Below are 16,808 nucleotides of genomic sequence, written 5' to 3' on the forward strand. Positions count from 1 at the left end.
CTTTTCCCATCGCTTTCAAGAATGATCTCCCTTCATTGGTACCTTATTCTCAGCGGAAATTTCACTTACTCAGGATAAATTCATACATTTACTCAAAAATACTTCGTTTTTAGCTGAATAGTGAAAGTCGATAATAAAATGGTCGAAATCGATAATATATTAGAAAAGTCGATAATAAACAGGTCAAAGTCGATAATATCTGTCTCAAACTCGATAATATATCACCCAAACTCGATAATCACCACATCAAACCCGTCCATACCCACGCAAAACTTCACTAAATTCACCGCTACATGTGCAATTTGAGCAAACTCGACACTATTTCTTCTCAAACAAAACGCTTTACCTATATATAAACCCACTATCTTACCTACGCAGTATCAAAACCAGCAATAATACACCCATATCCCCGATAAAAATAAAACTCTAACCGAAAGTCGGTTAGAGTTTTCGTTAAAGATATGCGATTAAGCTTCATTCGCAACTGGGTATACGCTCACTTTTTTCTTGTCACGACCCATGCGTTCGAAACGAACAACACCGTCGGTTTTAGCGAAAAGTGTATCGTCGCCGCCACGGCCGACGTTTAGGCCTGGATAAATTTTCGTACCGCGTTGACGGTAAAGAATTGATCCACCAGTAACCATTTGACCGTCTGCACGCTTAGCACCAAGACGCTTTGAGATAGAGTCACGACCATTTTTAGTCGAACCTACTCCTTTTTTAGACGCAAAAAACTGAAGGTCTAATCTTAACATCTGTTCCACCTCCTACTTTTTGAAGGTTATTTTAATAAAATCACTATAGTCTCTTTCAATTGTTTGGAGGCTGATAAGCATGCTATCCAGTAGCAGCTGAATCTTGCTTTCTGTTTCTTCCGGTAGATCATCAGGGATGACACAGCGAAGATATCCACCATCAGAGGATTGCTCGATGGCCGGTTCTACACCGGTTAACGCCATAATGGCATTAATACTGCCAAATGAAACAGCCGAAGCACCTGCACAAACAATGTCTTGCCCATTTTCGGCAAAATCGGCATGTCCATCCATGGAGAAAGAACGGATCCTTTTCCCGGAGGAACGCTCTACGTAAACGTTAATCATGCTATCACGCCTTACGCGTTGATTTCGTCAATGACAACTTTAGTGTAAGGTTGACGGTGACCTTGCTTACGACGGTAGTTCTTTTTCGCTTTGTATTTGAATACTACAAGCTTTTTCGCGCGGCCTTGCTTTTCAACTTTCGCTGTTACAGTAGCTCCATCCACTAACGGACTTCCTACTTTCACATCGTCGCCACCAACGAATAGAACTTTGTCAAATGTTACCGTATCGCCTTGCTCAGCGTTCAGCTTTTCGATGTAGATTGCTTGACCAGCTTCTACACGGATTTGCTTACCACCTGTTTCGATAATTGCGTACATAATCGCACCTCCTTATAAACTCAGACTCGCCAATGACAGGTGTTGGATTGCTCCAAGCTTTTCTACCTGTAATGTGCGGTTGTAGCACGGGTGCTACAATCAATAACATTAGAATCCTATCATAAAATTTGATGTACTGTCAATAACAATCACGAAATTCATATAATCTTTGTTATATGGTAATGAGGATGATCATGGGCGATTTCTTTTATTTTGATCTTTTTACTAAACGCCTTTTCCAAACGCCTGAGATGGACGTTCTGTTTTCCAGAAAAAACAGCTGCAACTTCCCTGGTCGCTTCCACTTCAATTTGGGAACCATCCTTCCCCTGCATTTCCCACAGTTCCCGTTCAAGCTGAAATGCAAGCGTCTCCGGCGTCATTTCCCTTCCTGTACCATGACATACCGAGCAAGGACGGGTCAAGTAGGCAGCAAGGGGCTGACGGGTCCTTTTTCTAGTTAATTCAAGAATGCCAAGGGAAGTAAAGCCTACAATCGTCGTGCGCTGCTTATCCGATACTAGCGCATCAGACAGCGCTTCCATCACTTCCTGTTTGTGGCTTTCCTTTTTCATATCGATAAAATCAATTAATATCATGCCGCCCAAATTACGTAGTGTTAGCTGCTTCGCCATTTCTTTTGCTGCTGATATATTGGTTTGCAGTATGGTTTGCTCTAAATCGTCTTTACCCGTAAACTTACCGGAATTCACATCCACGACGGTCATGGCTTCTGTGGATTCAATGACGAGAAATGCCCCCTTATCCAGCCATACCACTTTTTTCAGTGCGTTCTCCCAAGCAAGGGCAACGTGATAATGACGAAAGATATTTTCATGACCCTGATAGAGTTCGAAGGTCCATTTATCTTTGATCCCGGGTCCGCTCATTTCCTCTAAATGAAGAAGGCTATCATAGTCATCGGCGACAATTTTTCCTCCCCTCCCCTTTTTCAGCTGTTCAAGGAGATCTTCCTGGAATGTGTCCTTCTCTGATAAGAGTGAGGGGCATTTGGCTCTCAGAGAAACCCGAAGCAGACTTTCGTATCTCGAACGTAATGACACGAGCTCCTCCTGTAACACTGATTCTCCCGCTTCAGCGGCATCGGTACGCATGACAATGCCTTCTTCAGGCTGCTTCCATGCGTTCCCCAAACGCCTTAATACCTTCCTGTTATTTTCATCCACTTTTTTAGATACTGCCACGTAGTACCCTTGTGGCATGTACACAAGGTGTTCCCCCTTCAGCTCAATAACGGCCGTCAGCCTTGCACCCTTCGTTCCAATTTCATCCTTCATGACCTGCACGATGATTTTTTGGCCTTCATGAACGCACTTCCCGATTGGTGCAGGAGTGCTGCCTGTATGATACGCCTCGACGTTTTGCGGAAAGTCCTTTTCATGCAGATAGCCGTTTTTACCGTGACCAAAATCCACGAATGCCGCACCCAGCCCCTTTTGAACTTTGATGACTCTTCCCAAATAAATATTGCCCGTCAACGTTTCTTCTCCGGGCTGATATGTATGTAAACCTATGATTTCATTATTCGATCGGTATACCCACCGTTTTTCCCTGCCTTTACTATGAACAATGATTTCTTCCACAGCGGAATCCCCTCTTCTACAAAAAAAGTCATAAGAAAAAAGGGTTGAACGCAACCCTTTTACTAGTATGACCTTACTTTATACAGTTCATCTTCATTCGTCAATAAAGGTAGAGAAGATCTTTCGTTTTGGCGGAAGTCATCTTTTCGGCAAAAAAGGCATGGAGAAGCTCGTTCTCATCCAGCTTTCCTACTTCGATTCCTTTTTCAAAGACAACGAGGGGATGCTTTACCCCCCGCTGAAACTTCTCAACTACTGTAATAATGGACTCTTCGCTTTCAATGGGAAGTGGCCGCAGCTCCACAAATTGATGACTCTTGCCGTAATACCTTTCTAACAAAAACTTCATAAATGCATATCGTCTCTGTTTCCAATCCACCCAAAGGGAGAAGTAGAGGAACGAAAGCACAATCCAAAGATTCAAATGAAGGGGTGCGGTTATGAGAACAATGATATGAAACAGCAATAATAAACCAAAAGAAAAGAGGAGCGTGTACTCATACGCTCTCAAATAATTAAACTTCGTGGCTAACAATAAAGAAACCATCTTCCCTCCATCCAATGGCCAAATGGGAAGGAGGTTAAATAATAGGACCATCATATTTAATTGAAGAAAAAGTGAGAATGTTTCCTGGCTGATCATGCCTATTCCCATGAGTCCCCACCCTAAGGCAATCAGCCAAATATGCTGCAGGGGACCTGCTGCCACCACCCAGAACTCTTCCCGCAGCGAACGGTTTCCGTGTTCATCCATCTCGGCAACGCCGCCAAATGGTAACAGGGCAATCCTCTTCACTCTCCAGGAAAAATACTGAGCCGTGAGTCCGTGGCCCAATTCATGAATGGTAATGATGATCAGAAGCAGAATCAGCTCAAAAAAGTGAGCTGTCATAATGGCAATGGCAATGACAAGCCAAAGCAAAGGGTGAACATAGAACTTTTTCATAAGTGAAATGATATTAGTCAAATGACATCACCTGTATCGGGTCGATAAACGTATCACCCATTTTTATCGCAAAATAAAACTCTCCTGTCACATCGTTCTGACTGCTGGTTGAGACCTTGCCTACAAGAGATCCCTTTTCAATCGACTCATACTGTTTCACATCGATTGACTCCAAATGGCCATACCAGGATTCTGATTTGTCTGCATGTTGAATGACGACTGTGTTCCCAAGCTCCTCTTTCTTTCCTGCAAATATAATCAAGCCTCCCTTCATAGCCGCTACATCCTCACCCAAGCCCGTTTGAAGCATGATCCCCTGTCCATTTGTTTTAAAATTTTCAACGACCTTCCCTGAAGCAGGTATGGCATATTCAGCGCTTTGGGTTGAAGTGGATTCCTTCTTTGTATTACTCGCAGGCAGTAAGGCTAATGGCTTTCCGAATTGATCCTCATACCATGTGGAAATGGCGGCAAATTGAAACTCTGTATCCATGGTTTTCGTGACAATCGATTTCGCCTCATTGAATACAGGTGAAGGGCTCTTAAACATAATGGCCGTCACTAATACCATGATTCCGGCTCCAAGAATCTTAAGCATGAATGTTTCCTTTTTAAACAATGGATGCATCCCTTCAGGTGGCGGTCCACCTTCAAAGCTTGTCTGGCGTTCCATTCCATAACGCTCCTCGTCCGATGGGAGAAAGTATGAAGGGCTCTGGCCTGCATTCGTTCTCTTTCGTTTCGCTATCCGCTTACGTATTTCATCCGCACGATTTCCCATGTACACCATTCCTTTTTATAAGGTATTGTTCGATAAACGTCTGGTTCATTTCTGGATGCATCAAGATGTCCGATTCTATACTAAATGATTCTGTCCATGATGATGGGCAAGGGAAGTTAGAACCATATAAAAAGAGGTCCATTCGATTACACATGATTTGCTACAATGTATGACTTGTCCTTAAAGAATATTCATGGGGAGAGTAAAAAAAGTCCCGGTAAAACGCACTATGCGCTTTACCGGGACTGACCCTTATGCTTTTACACCGAATAACTTTTTAATTCTCGAAAAGACTCCTGTCCGTTCCTCTTCCAAGGATTGTAGCGGAACCGATTCACCCAAAATCCTTCTGGCAATATTCCGGTAGGAAATGGAGGCTTTACTTGTTGAATCCAGAGCGATCGGCTCACCTTTATTGGAAGATTTGATTACATTATCATCGTCTGCCACTATTCCAAGAAGATCGATGGAAAGATGGGCTGTAATTTCATCCACATCCAACATTTCACCATTTTTCATCATATGATTCCGTATGCGGTTAATGACGAGTTTAGGCGGCTCGATATTCTCTTTTTCCAGTAAACCGATAATTCGATCCGCATCCCTTACAGCTGAAATTTCAGGTGTCGTGACGACAATCGCACGATCAGCACCCGCTACAGCATTCTTATATCCCTGCTCAATCCCTGCAGGGCAATCTATGATGATATAATCATAGTCTTGCTTTAAATCCAATACTAGCTTTTTCATTTGCTCAGGGTTAACAGCGGATTTATCACTTGTTTGTGCAGCTGGCAGTAAAAATAGTTTGTCTTCGAAACGCTTGTCTTTTACTAGTGCTTGATGTACTTTACAGCGGCCCTCTACAACGTCTACTAAGTCATAAATGATTCTGTTTTCGAGTCCCATCACCACATCCAGGTTTCTGAGGCCGATATCTGTATCAATTAAGCAAACCTTTTTTCCTTGTAGAGCTAATGCTGTACCAACATTGGCAGAAGTAGTCGTCTTTCCCACTCCACCTTTACCTGAAGTAACAACTATGGCTTCACCCACATTAGCTTCCTCCTTTAAAACTAGTAATATTTGGTCTAAGATGCTTTAAAACTTGTAATCGATCCACAACGATTTGCCCTTGATCGTCGACATACGCACATTCCATTTCGTGCTCATCGTCTTCCTCCACCCGATCAGGTGCCCGGTTCAGGGATTCCCCTATCCGGAGCTGGGACGGAACCATTTTCGAAGCCACGATGACCGCCTCCTGGTTTCCGTTGTGGCCGGCATGGGCAATACCCTTTAATGAACCCAATATGTATATATTCCCTCCAGCGAGAACTTTCCCGCCGGGATTGACATCGCCGACAATAAGGATGTCTCCTGATACTTCCACGACTTGTCCCGACCGGATAACGCCGGTTAGAGTTTCTATATTCCGTTCATCTATTAGTTTCTCTGCATCATTCTTTGTTATCACATTACTCCATACTTCATTCACTACTAAATTGCGTTTTTGTCTTACAATATCCTTCAACTCTTCTACTTGATCATCCGTCAGGTAACGATTGCCTGTCTGAATATTGACCGTGAGCAGGTTGGTCCCTTCCGTTTCCCGGTAATGTGCAGATAGCTTATCGGCCAATTCCTTCTTTAACTCGTAAAAGGAGCATTGATCATTGAGATGAAGAGTCAGTCCTTCTTTTGTTCCCTTTATCATCACATTTGGCTTTTTATTCATGGCGCTATTTTTCACCTCAGTCGTCTATTAAATTCGACATAAGCAGTGTCATTTCCTCTTTTTATGAAAAAATCACTAATAGAATTTAATCTTCCAACCACTCTTTCCGTTTACGGAGAAGATAGTTTCTAAGTGGAAATGCCATCACTATATAAAACAATATATTCAGGACCAATGTCGGCCACAAACGCCAGTCCACGAACTGCATAAACGTCAAGTCTGTTCGTTGGATAATTAAATTGATTTGATACACCAGAAACTCCAATACAGAAAGGTTCAAAAGAGAGATAATTCCCAGTACAAATAGGTTATTATGCAATATCTTCATCATCTGGTGAGATAAAAAGATGACAAATGGAAAAAGCACTAAGTAAATCCCATTGATTTCTGTGTAATAAATATCAAATAGAAAGCCAAAGATGAAACCATAAAGCAATGCAGTCCGATACTGATAAAACGCACAAATAAAGAACAGCACAATGATCAGGAAATGTGGAACGATGATTTTCTGATCAAACCACTCTTCATTGGGGAAAAGATGAACAAATAGACTTTCGCTGTAAAAGAAAAGCAGGGTCATGAAAGGAAGGAGGAGCCTGCTGATCATTGCTCTTCCTCCTCAGCATCTGCTTCCTGTTCTGTCACACCTTGAATATCACGGTCGATGACCATGACGTGCTCCAGGTGATAAAAATCAGCAGCAGGCTTTACATATGCCGTCTGAGTCAGCCCGTATTGATCCGGTTTCACTTCTTTTACTTCCCCGATAACCAGACCCTTAGGGAACACTCCCCCTAACCCGGAGGTCATCACTTTAGAGCCTTTATCCACTTTCATATCGTTTGAAATCCGTTTGACTAAGATCTCTTTTTTATCACTGTCGTACCCTTCAATCCAACCGTTAATATCTTGTTCTTTCCCTTGAATCACAGTGGAAATCCGGTTTTTCGTATTATTTGTCGAAATTAATTCAACAGTGGATGAAAATTCATTTACGCTCTTGATCTTTCCAATCAATCCGGCCGATGATATAACGGCCATGTCTGATTTAATTCCGTTCACTTCCCCTTTATCGATCGTCAGGAGCTCTTGCCAGCGATCCGGGTTTCTTGCAATGACGGTGGCTTGAATCGTGTTATAGGCACGAAGGTCTTCTTTCTTTTCAAGGACCGCCCTTAATTCGACATTATCCTGTTTAAGGTCCTTGACCTTTGTTTCAAGCTTCACTAACTCATCTAAACGTGTCTTCAGTTTTTCGTTTTCTGTGTATGTATTTTGAAGATCTTGAACGTTTTCAACAACTCCCGCTACATAATTAACAGGTTTTGAAACCAATGACTGTCCGAATCCTACCATATCTTTCACAAACTGCTCAGGCCAGCTGATGCTATCTCGCTCCCGCAAAGAAAATCCGATTAATCCCACAAGGACTATGACACTGACGAGCAGAATGATCAAACGTTTATTCAGGAAGAATTGTGGCATGATGTACACCTCAACCTTTTCTCATTCTAGTAATTACTATATCAAAAATCGCTTGTTTTTGATATCATTCGTCAAAATATTCATGGTTCTTCGAAAAAAGATGGGGCCGGCCCTAAGATTAAATCAGTAACCTTAAGGAGACGTCCCCCATACATTATCTATTATTATTTTCCCCGGTTTTTAAAGAGGTGAATGTGGTCAAGGGCTTTTCCTGTACCGATTGCCACACAATCCAGAGGCTCCTCTGCAATAAGGACAGGCATTTTCGTTTCATCACTGATCAGTTTGTCAAGGTTACGCAGAAGTGCTCCGCCCCCTGTCAACACAATTCCCCTGTCCATAATGTCAGCCGCAAGTTCTGGTGGTGTCTTCTCTAACGTACTCTTGACCGCATCTACAATCGTATATACGGTATCACGAAGAGCAGATGCGATTTCAACGGCCGTTATTTCGATCGTTTTCGGTAAGCCTGTCAGAAGGTCACGCCCACGGATTTCCATCGCTTCGATTCCTTCAGAGTCCCCGGCAGAACCGACTTCCATCTTGATGTTTTCCGCTGTACGATCCCCGATCATCAGATTATACGTTTTGCGGATATAGTTGATGATGCTATCATCCATTTCATCCCCTGCTACACGGATCGACTGACTTGTCACAATCCCGCCTAAAGAGATGATCGCTACTTCCGTCGTTCCTCCGCCAATATCCACGACCATACTTCCTGTCGGTTCCCAAACTGGCAGGTTAGCTCCGATTGCAGCGGCAAAAGGTTCTTCGATCGTGTAAGCATCCCTTGCGCCAGCCTGTCTTGTTGCATCGATAACCGCTCTTTCTTCAACGCCCGTAATGCCTGAAGGTACACAAACCATGACGTAAGGCTTTCTTGAAAATGCGCCTTTATTACGTGTCGCTTGTTTTATGTAGTACTTCATCATCGTGGCAGTTGTTTCGTAGTCAGCGATCACCCCATCCTTCATTGGGCGAAGTGCCACTACATTCCCCGGTGTTCTTCCGATCATGTTTTTAGCATCGTTCCCGACTGCTACAATTTGCTTATTATCTGTTTGAAGTGCCACTACAGAAGGTTCGCGAACGACAATCCCTTTGCCTTTCACGTACACCAATGTGTTAGCTGTTCCTAAATCAATCCCTAAATCTTTCGTTCCAAACATGAATGGTATCTCCCTTTCTGATACAAATTGGCTGGTTTTTAACGTTTTATATGTGTTTTCACAGGAGAGTTGTCCAATCACTCTCTATCCTCGTAATTTTCGTCACAATAATTGTACGTTCATGCATAACGAAAAGACTCATCCCTTTGTAGAATGACTCCCTTTTTCATAGACTGCGTTATATAGAATCACCATATTGTTTGTAAAAATCATAAGCTTTATTATATCGTAACCAGGAAAAAAATCATAGTGTCATAAATACCCTTTTTCCTTTAAACTGATAAACTTCTTCTCCCCTATTATAAGATGATCGAGTATATCAATACCAATGATTCGACCACATTCCACTAATCTTTTTGTCACTTCGATATCTTCCCTGCTTGGAGTCGGATCTCCCGATGGGTGGTTATGGATACAAATGATCGATGCGGCGGATCGTCGAAAGGCTTCTTTGAAGACCTCCCGGGGGTGTACGATGGAGGCATTCAGACTTCCGATAAAGATGGTTTGTTTGTGGAGAACTTGATTCTTTGTGTTGAGGTATAAGCATACAAAATGCTCCTGTGCCAGGAATCTCATATCGTTCATGACATAATTGGCTCCGTCCTCGGGGGAACGGATGCTGTATCTGTCATCAAAGGCCAAGTTGCTGATCCTTCGACCGAATTCGACGGCGGCCATGATCTGAACCGCCTTTGCAAGACCGATTCCCCTCGTTTTCGTAATCTCTTCAAGGGAAGCATCCTTTAATAGATTCAATCCATCAAAATGATTGAGCAGCCGGTTGGAAAGTTGAAGAACAGACTCGGATTTTGTTCCGGTCCGGAGTAGAATTGCCAGGAGCTCCTGGTTGGATAAACTGGCTGCTCCGCTATGAATCAGTCGTTCCCGGGGTCTTTCATCTTGAGGGAAATCCCGGATCATCAGCCTGTTTTCTTCTTCTTGGTGGGGTTCTGTTTTTACCATTGGTTCCTCCTTTTCTTACGTAAAGGAGTCATTCTATTGAAGATAGCCCATTTCAAGTAAAACACGATTCACCCGGGAGATGGGTAACCCAACGACGGAGAAATAATCGCCTTTTATTTCTTTGACAAATTTCGCTCCGATCCCCTGAATCCCATATGAACCAGCTTTATCAAAAGGCTCTTCCGATGCAATATAGTCGTCAATCTCTTTAGGGGTCAACTCCCAAAACGTAACATCCGTTTTTTCATAAAAAAGTTTCTCCACATCACCATTCAGGATCGCAACGCCTGTGTAGACAGCATGGGTAGAACCTGAAAGCATCGTCAGCATTTCTTTCGCTTCTTCTATCGATTCCGGTTTCCCAAGGATCTGTCCATCCTTCGTTACGACGGTGTCAGACCCGATCACATAATGAGTGGGATACTGATTCGCTATTTCTTTTGCTTTTTTCTGTGCAAGGTACATGACGACTTCATGAGGCAATAAGTCAGATGAGAAGGTTTCCTCTACAGTAGAGCTTATGACGGAAAAAGTGAGTTGGATTTGTTTAAGAAGTTCTTTTCGACGAGGAGATTGTGAAGCGAGTATGAGGTTGGACACACCATACCATTCCTTTCAGAGTAGAAATTGGGAGATACAAGAATATACTACCAAATTCCTCCTCTCTAAACAAGTGAAAATAGAGCCCGCACTCTTATGTCAAGCTGGCTTAAATCTGACATAATGAGAGAAAGGCCCTATTTTCAATAAGGATTATTTCCTAGAAAATAGTCTAATTCAGTCGAAATTATAATCCGCTGTAAAGTTGGAGATAGGACAACAGCTCTTCCTGGACTTTTTGTGCATCCTCCGGAGACTTCATCGCTGCTGCAAGATTCCCTGCATTGACCAGGGATTTTTTCATGGAAGCGACGGACTCCTGTCCTACTTTGATCCCTTCCAATTCCTTTACGCCCGATTGAATGCTTTGGATGGCAGTTTCGTCAGGGGACCCGCCGGCCATTCCCTTGCTGCTCTCCTCTGCTATAGCGTTGTACAGGGCATTCCCTTTTTCTAAAAAGGTTTTCTCTTCACTCGAAGCGTTTATTCCCTTCGCTTCAAGGACAAAGTCTTTGGCGTATACGTCCACCCCTTGTCCTTTCAATTCTCCACCCAGTGTTTTAGCTGTCTCAAGATCTCCCGACACACCCACTAAGAGAAAGAATTGTCCATCCTTTTCCACGCTTGCACTGGCAATGCCTTTCCCTGATAAGGTGTCCTTCATGGCCTTCAATGATTCCTCTGATGAAAACACACCGCCTTGAAGAATCGACGTTGAGAAATCCTGTAATTCAACAGCAGATACAGCCTGCTTTCCTTCCGTATTTCCTTCCGCTGTACTATCTTGCAGCGTTGCCGCGGGTACGGAAGGCCCATCCGTTGTCGTAATGACTTTAAGCGTACCGAACCCCAGCACCGCCCCCACCACAACCGCACCAATGATCGACATTAAAAGATTAACAGAGTCCTGAAAAGGATTTTTGAAAGACTTCCGCTTCTTTTTGCTTCCTGTCACATAGTTGATTTTTTTGTATTCCTTTGGAGGCTGGGCTTCCTCATCGTCTGGAAGGATCCAGTCGAATCCATTGTCTTCCGCTTCTTCACCGGCAGCCGCTTCAGATTCTCCCAACTTCCAATCATAAACAAGAAGATCTTCCTCAAAATGTGTTTTTTCACCATTAATTTTAATAGAAATCTTTTTATCATTCCCTTTTCGTTTATCCATCATCGCCACCCTCCTTCATCTATTTTTTTCCATGCTATCACATCCAATAAAAAAAAGAACAAGACTTTTGTCGTCTTGTCCTAATAGGTTTTCGTCAAATTTTTCAGTTTTCGGGTTCACTGTCATTCGTTGTCATGGATGGATCCGTATACTGAATAAAAGGATCCTTCTTCATCGAAGGAGGCGGACTATCAATGGAAGGCACACTGTCTTGTAAATCCGTCAGTCCGGGTAAGTAAAAAGCAGAGGCCACCAGTTGATAGCTTAAACTTTGAGGCTCCCCCTCATTAAGGACGGGGCTCATTTCTTCCTTTCCTTCAAACACAAGTTGATTGATCTCTACTATCCGTTCAAGGTTTTCTAATTCACTAATGAACTTCTCCATGGCAAAATAGTTCTCCGATTCTACTGTCATGGTAATTTGTAATCTCTTTACAGAAGAAGTGTCCCCGTCCGTCACTTGCTCCACTGGAGGTTCCCCTCCATTTCCCGGGTCGGGATTTTTATTTTCTTCACTGGAAAACAGGAAGTCTTCCTTCACAAAACTCATAGATTGAATCGTACTTTGAGAGAGCACCTCCGCTTTTTCAAGCTGAAGGATGAGCTGTTCCGTCAAAGGATCGACGGGGATCTGCCCTTGCAAACTTCTAGTATCCCTGTATGAATGATTTTCTATTTGAGAGGTCTTTTTTTCGATTGCCGCTAAAATCTTTTGTTCTGTTTTCAGTTCCTCATGTGTAATCCTCAGCCTGTCTTTTTGAGGAGAATAGACGAAGAAATAAAAGAGAAACAGGGTAATGAGGCACGCTGACGTCATTCCCATTAAAAGCATTCTTTCTTTTTTGTTCAGTGCTGATATCATTCCCCGACCTCCCCTTCTAAGAAGGTGTCATCCGACTCTTGAAGTTTTATTGAATCAAGGGAAAGTGAAAAATCAGCCAGATACCTGGGGACCACTCCACTTTCACCTGAGTCCATTTCTTCAGAGGTCATATTATTTGTCGTGATTTCAACGATTTCCGCTTCTTTGATCCATTCTACTTCCTTTAAATGATGCAAATAATAGGCTGCTTCCCGGGATGAATCAAATTGTATAGAAGCATTGATCGATTGTCTCCCACTATATTCAAAGTTCTGAATGAATCCGCGGGGAGGAAGTAACGAGATCAGCTCATTGAGTACAGGAACTGTCTCGATTGGATAATTTGTCATCCATTCAATGGTTTCCTCAAGCTGCCGCGCTCCTTGGGAAGCCTCAGAATCCAGCAGTTTCGTTTGCTGTACGTCAATGATTTTTTTCGTCTGAGAGATACCTTCAAGAGTTCTTTCCGTTTCCGTTTGAACGCTTCGAAGAGAAAAAAAGAAGAATAGACATGAGATAAAAAAGACGAAAAGAATGATAGCGATACTATAAATAAAAACGGAACTCTTCTTTTCTTTTTCCGGCAATAGGTTAATATCAATGAGATTCAACATATTGCACCTCTTTTAGCGCGAGACCCAGGGCTATGGCAAACTTACCGGGCATCTTCCCGTCATTCACCGTGTGGATCCCTTCCAGACGGTGAATGACGACGGGGATGCTGAGTCTTTCCTTTATATATCTATCAATCTCATTTATATTCGGATGATCTCCACTAATGAGAGCCCGTTCAACAGAGAACTCCCCTTTATGGAGTGAATACTGATAAAAGTTCATCACTTTCTCTATTTCACTGAACGCATCTTCGACATTTCTCCATGCGAGATGCTCTTCCATCAATACATTCTTATTTTCCTGCTCCAACACGATCGGTCTTGTAAAGATCGGTTTATGTCCCCAGAAAATGGAGATGGTTAATAATCTCTCATCAAAATGCAGGAACATTGTATGCTCATGTGGTGAAACGGATCCTTGCTCCACTGATAATCTGTAAAGAGCGAGGGGGGAAATATCTGCAACAACAGGCTTCAATTTCGCATCCTCCAGCACTTCTTTGTAGCTATCCACCACTTCCTGATGGGATGCGATCAAAAGGACCTCCCTGCCGTCCTGCACTTCACCCAATAAAGCAAAATCAAAAACAGGATCCTCAAAAGGTAAATGAATGCTTGTACCAATTTCCAAAAACAAGTACCCCTCTATTTCATCCTCTTTAAGATCAAGGGGAATCGTCACTTTTCGTAACACAACAAACGGATCGGGTGCGACAAATCGGATCGATCTTCCTTTAATTCCCCACTCCTCTACACATCCTTCCAAAATAAATGATAGAGTCTGTACATCCATGATCCTCCCACCTTTGATGACTCCGTCAGGAAGGGAGCGTTCCCCAAAAGCCTGAACCAGTAGTGGAGAAGTCTGCTTCAACTCTAGAAAGCGGATGGAATTGTCTGTGAACACGATATTGGATGTTTTTTTGCTGCTAGAGAGAAACGATAAGAAACCCATAGAATGAATCCTTTCTTTACATTAATAGAAAAACGATAGATAAGCGGATAGGATGTTATCGTAATACAGATAAGCAAGGATGGTCCCTAAAGCGATAAACGGACCGAACGGTATCGGTTTACCTTTCTCAATGAACTTGAATGCCAGTGCAATCAAGCCAAAGACCGCTCCAAAGAAGGTTGCAAGCATGAAGGACAGGATCGTGACCTTCAATCCGACAACGAAACCGATGACTCCATAAAGCTTGATATCGCCTCCACCCATCCCGCCTTTACTGACGATGGCGATAAGAAGAAGGAGCCCAAAGCCAACAGCGGCACCGACCAGACCATCCCACCACGGGGTCAGGGGAATAAACAGGCGTTCCAGCAAAAAAATCCCCCCAAAAAACAAAAGGACTTTATCAGGGATGACCATATACGTTAAATCAGAAACGGTTATGATGATGAACAATGAAATGAGCGTCCATGCCACAAGGAGCTCCCATACGAATCCAAACTCCAGATACGCCAGGACAAACAGACTGGCATTCAAAGCTTCCATAAACGGATATAAAGGAGAAATGCGCCCTTGACACCGGCGGCATTTCCCCTTTTGAATGAGATAAGAAAAGACAGGAAGCAGTTCGATGGCAGTCAATTGATGACGGCAATACGGACAGCTCGACCTTGGCTTTACGATGGATTTCTTTAACGGCACCCGTAGGCCGACTACGTTGTAGAAGGAGCCTAGGAGGAGTGCGTATATTAAAACTAGTAACAACATTTAACGAGCTTTCTTAGCAAGTTCATCTTCTGTGATTTTTGTAGTAGAAGCTTCATGGTCCTCTATGCTATACTTCCTAGAAGTAGAATCGTAAGTTACTGTATAATCATCATCTTTGACCTTTGATACATAATCCTTTAACCCCAAAACATTTGTAGCCGTGTCCTCAGTTTGTTTCCATTTTGTTGCATCAGGATTCTCTGCATGTGATAACCTAGCTGCATCAATGATTTGCAAAGCTTCCGCCACCTTAGCATCTTCTTTACTATTTTTAATAACCCCACCAATACTCGGCACCGCAATCGCCGCAATAATCCCCAAAATCACAATGACAGCAAGAAGCTCGACGAGGGTCAAACCTCTCTCATTCTTCAACATCTTTTTCATTTTCTTCAACATTTTTTCATTTCCTCCCCATAACCACATGTAGTACTTTAGTACTCTTTTAATCTACCTATATTATACAACACAGAAAATAAAATATAAGTCTAAATGTGTAAAAATTTATCATATTTTCTAGAATTTTTGCACATTGTTAAATATTTCAAACATCGGTATCATGATGGCGGTTACGATCGTCCCGACGAGTCCCGCCAACAGAACGATCATGAGTGGCTCTATCAGTGATTTAAGTTGATCTGTGGAGTTTTCCACTTCTTTTTCGTAAAAGTCCGCCACTTTGGAAAGCATGCTGTCAAGTGATCCCGTTGCTTCTCCGATGGAAATCATTTGTGAGACCAGGGGTGGAAAGGCCCAGTGTTTTTTCATGGGTTCCGTTAACGTTCCGCCTTTTTCCAGCGATTCTCTCGATTCTTTGAGAACCGCCGCAATCACTTCATTTTCCACAACCCGTTCGACGATGGCCAAGGACTGAAGGATGGGAACCGAGCTTGAGAATAGGGAACTCAACGTCCTTGTCATTCGGGCTAAAACCGCTTTTTGGAGTAGTTTGCCGAATATTGGGATGCGCAGTAAGAAGTAATCCAGATAGTATTTTGACTCTTTTCTCTGCCTTACCATCGTGATCCCTGTGATCATGAGAAGAACAAGGAATAAAAGAAGGTACCAAAAACGCTGCACGGTTTCACTTGCCCCGAGGACGAATCTCGTGATTAACGGTAATTCTCCCCCGAAATCGTCAAACATATCCACGAAAGTCGGCACGACAGCTGCCAGTAAGAAGATGACCACCCCAATGGCGATGAACCCTACCACTACAGGATAGGACAGGGCCGCAATCACTTTTTGCCGGGTACCATGCTGCTTTTCATAGTGATCTCCGAGTCTTTCCAGGGTTTCATCCAGACTCCCCGTTGCTTCCCCGGCTTTCAGCATATTGATGAAGAGGGGCTCAAACACTTTCTTATGCTTGCCGAATGCCTCGGAAAGGGGATGTCCCTCCCTCAATTCCATTTCTACGTCCGTAAGAATTTTCGTCAAAGCTTTACTATCTGTTTGACTGCCGAGAATGCGGGTCGCGTCCACCACGGTGACCCCCGCTTTCAATAGAGTAGAGAATTGCCTGAGAAAAATGACCATGTGCTGAAGCTTGACAGGGTTCCCTAAAGTAATCTCTTTCGTCAGTAGAGTCTCCGGGATTTCCTCCACTGAAATGATGCGGATGCCTTGATTCTTCAGCCTGAGCATTGCGTCTTTTTTAGTGGGAGCCGTGATCTGGCCTTTTTTCTTCCCTTTTTTGTCTCGTCCTTCGTACCTGAATCTGCTCATC

At 43.2% G+C, this 16,808-nt stretch carries 20 protein-coding genes and 1 other annotated feature; all 20 genes read right to left on the bottom strand.

Annotation, left to right across the window (positions count from 1 at the left end):
• Window positions 1-467: 467 nt before the first annotated feature.
• Window positions 468-758: a 50S ribosomal protein L27 gene (gene rpmA, locus ACCB35_RS15560; RefSeq protein ID WP_044339518.1), complete on the bottom strand. Its 291-nt coding sequence runs from the start codon at window positions 756-758 to the stop codon at window positions 468-470.
• A 12-nt stretch (window positions 759-770) separates the two neighbouring features.
• Complete coding sequence (locus tag ACCB35_RS15565) at window positions 771-1,106, bottom strand: ribosomal-processing cysteine protease Prp (protein WP_148995822.1); 336 nt, start codon at window positions 1,104-1,106, stop codon at window positions 771-773.
• Window positions 1,107-1,117: 11 nt separating this feature from the next.
• The gene (gene rplU / locus ACCB35_RS15570) at window positions 1,118-1,426 is read right to left on the bottom strand and encodes a 50S ribosomal protein L21 (RefSeq protein WP_034757222.1); all 309 of its coding nucleotides are present in this window, start codon (window positions 1,424-1,426) and stop codon (window positions 1,118-1,120) included.
• Window positions 1,427-1,438: 12 nt separating this feature from the next.
• Window positions 1,439-1,517, bottom strand: a sequence feature (ribosomal protein L21 leader region).
• Between the two features lie 67 nt (window positions 1,518-1,584).
• Window positions 1,585-3,030: an Rne/Rng family ribonuclease gene (locus ACCB35_RS15575; protein WP_374054403.1), complete on the bottom strand. Its 1,446-nt coding sequence runs from the start codon at window positions 3,028-3,030 to the stop codon at window positions 1,585-1,587.
• 100 nt (window positions 3,031-3,130) lie between these two features.
• Window positions 3,131-3,997 carry a M50 family metallopeptidase gene (locus tag ACCB35_RS15580; protein WP_374054404.1) on the bottom strand — a complete coding sequence of 289 codons (867 nt, stop codon included), beginning with the start codon at window positions 3,995-3,997 and terminating at the stop codon, window positions 3,131-3,133.
• A complete protein-coding gene (locus ACCB35_RS15585) occupies window positions 3,990-4,757 on the bottom strand; it encodes a M23 family metallopeptidase (RefSeq protein ID WP_044339515.1) in 768 nt (255 codons plus the stop codon). Before ACCB35_RS15585 ends, ACCB35_RS15580 begins: the two co-directional genes overlap by 8 nt.
• A 252-nt stretch (window positions 4,758-5,009) precedes the next feature.
• Window positions 5,010-5,813, bottom strand: a complete 804-nt coding sequence (gene minD / locus ACCB35_RS15590) for a septum site-determining protein MinD (RefSeq protein WP_044339514.1) — start codon at window positions 5,811-5,813, stop codon at window positions 5,010-5,012.
• Between the two features lies 1 nt (window position 5,814).
• A complete protein-coding gene (gene minC / locus ACCB35_RS15595; protein WP_374054405.1) occupies window positions 5,815-6,495 on the bottom strand; it encodes a septum site-determining protein MinC in 681 nt (226 codons plus the stop codon).
• 85 nt (window positions 6,496-6,580) lie between these two features.
• Entirely contained in the window at window positions 6,581-7,102 is a 522-nt protein-coding gene (gene mreD, locus ACCB35_RS15600) for a rod shape-determining protein MreD (RefSeq protein WP_052504568.1), read from the bottom strand.
• Window positions 7,099-7,980: a rod shape-determining protein MreC gene (gene mreC, locus ACCB35_RS15605; RefSeq protein WP_044339512.1), complete on the bottom strand. Its 882-nt coding sequence runs from the start codon at window positions 7,978-7,980 to the stop codon at window positions 7,099-7,101. Before mreC ends, mreD begins: the two co-directional genes overlap by 4 nt.
• A gap of 164 nt (window positions 7,981-8,144) precedes the next feature.
• Window positions 8,145-9,152 (bottom strand): rod shape-determining protein, encoded by a 1,008-nt coding sequence (locus ACCB35_RS15610; RefSeq protein WP_044339511.1) that lies wholly within the window; start codon window positions 9,150-9,152, stop codon window positions 8,145-8,147.
• Window positions 9,153-9,404: 252 nt separating this feature from the next.
• On the bottom strand, window positions 9,405-10,118 hold the full coding sequence (gene radC, locus ACCB35_RS15615) for a DNA repair protein RadC (protein WP_374054406.1): 714 nt from the start codon (window positions 10,116-10,118) through the stop codon (window positions 9,405-9,407).
• A 33-nt stretch (window positions 10,119-10,151) separates the two neighbouring features.
• A complete protein-coding gene (locus ACCB35_RS15620) occupies window positions 10,152-10,718 on the bottom strand; it encodes a nucleoside triphosphate pyrophosphatase (protein ID WP_374054407.1) in 567 nt (188 codons plus the stop codon).
• A 187-nt stretch (window positions 10,719-10,905) separates the two neighbouring features.
• On the bottom strand, window positions 10,906-11,886 hold the full coding sequence (locus ACCB35_RS15625) for an SPOR domain-containing protein (RefSeq protein ID WP_374054408.1): 981 nt from the start codon (window positions 11,884-11,886) through the stop codon (window positions 10,906-10,908).
• 100 nt (window positions 11,887-11,986) lie between these two features.
• Complete coding sequence (locus tag ACCB35_RS15630; RefSeq protein ID WP_374054409.1) at window positions 11,987-12,745, bottom strand: hypothetical protein; 759 nt, start codon at window positions 12,743-12,745, stop codon at window positions 11,987-11,989.
• The gene (locus ACCB35_RS15635; protein ID WP_374054410.1) at window positions 12,742-13,359 is read right to left on the bottom strand and encodes a hypothetical protein; all 618 of its coding nucleotides are present in this window, start codon (window positions 13,357-13,359) and stop codon (window positions 12,742-12,744) included. Before ACCB35_RS15635 ends, ACCB35_RS15630 begins: the two co-directional genes overlap by 4 nt.
• Entirely contained in the window at window positions 13,343-14,314 is a 972-nt protein-coding gene (pilM, locus tag ACCB35_RS15640; protein WP_374054411.1) for a type IV pilus biogenesis protein PilM, read from the bottom strand. Before pilM ends, ACCB35_RS15635 begins: the two co-directional genes overlap by 17 nt.
• Before the next feature lie 21 nt (window positions 14,315-14,335).
• The gene (locus tag ACCB35_RS15645) at window positions 14,336-15,079 is read right to left on the bottom strand and encodes an A24 family peptidase (protein ID WP_374054412.1); all 744 of its coding nucleotides are present in this window, start codon (window positions 15,077-15,079) and stop codon (window positions 14,336-14,338) included.
• The gene (locus ACCB35_RS15650; RefSeq protein ID WP_374054413.1) at window positions 15,080-15,478 is read right to left on the bottom strand and encodes a type II secretion system protein; all 399 of its coding nucleotides are present in this window, start codon (window positions 15,476-15,478) and stop codon (window positions 15,080-15,082) included.
• Between the two features lie 117 nt (window positions 15,479-15,595).
• Complete coding sequence (locus tag ACCB35_RS15655; protein ID WP_374054414.1) at window positions 15,596-16,807, bottom strand: type II secretion system F family protein; 1,212 nt, start codon at window positions 16,805-16,807, stop codon at window positions 15,596-15,598.
• Window position 16,808: the final 1 nt, after the last annotated feature.

Origin of the sequence: Rossellomorea sp. FM04394, from assembly GCF_041889765.1 — a bacterium.
GTDB classification, from domain to species: domain Bacteria; phylum Bacillota; class Bacilli; order Bacillales; family Bacillaceae_B; genus Rossellomorea; species Rossellomorea aquimaris_B.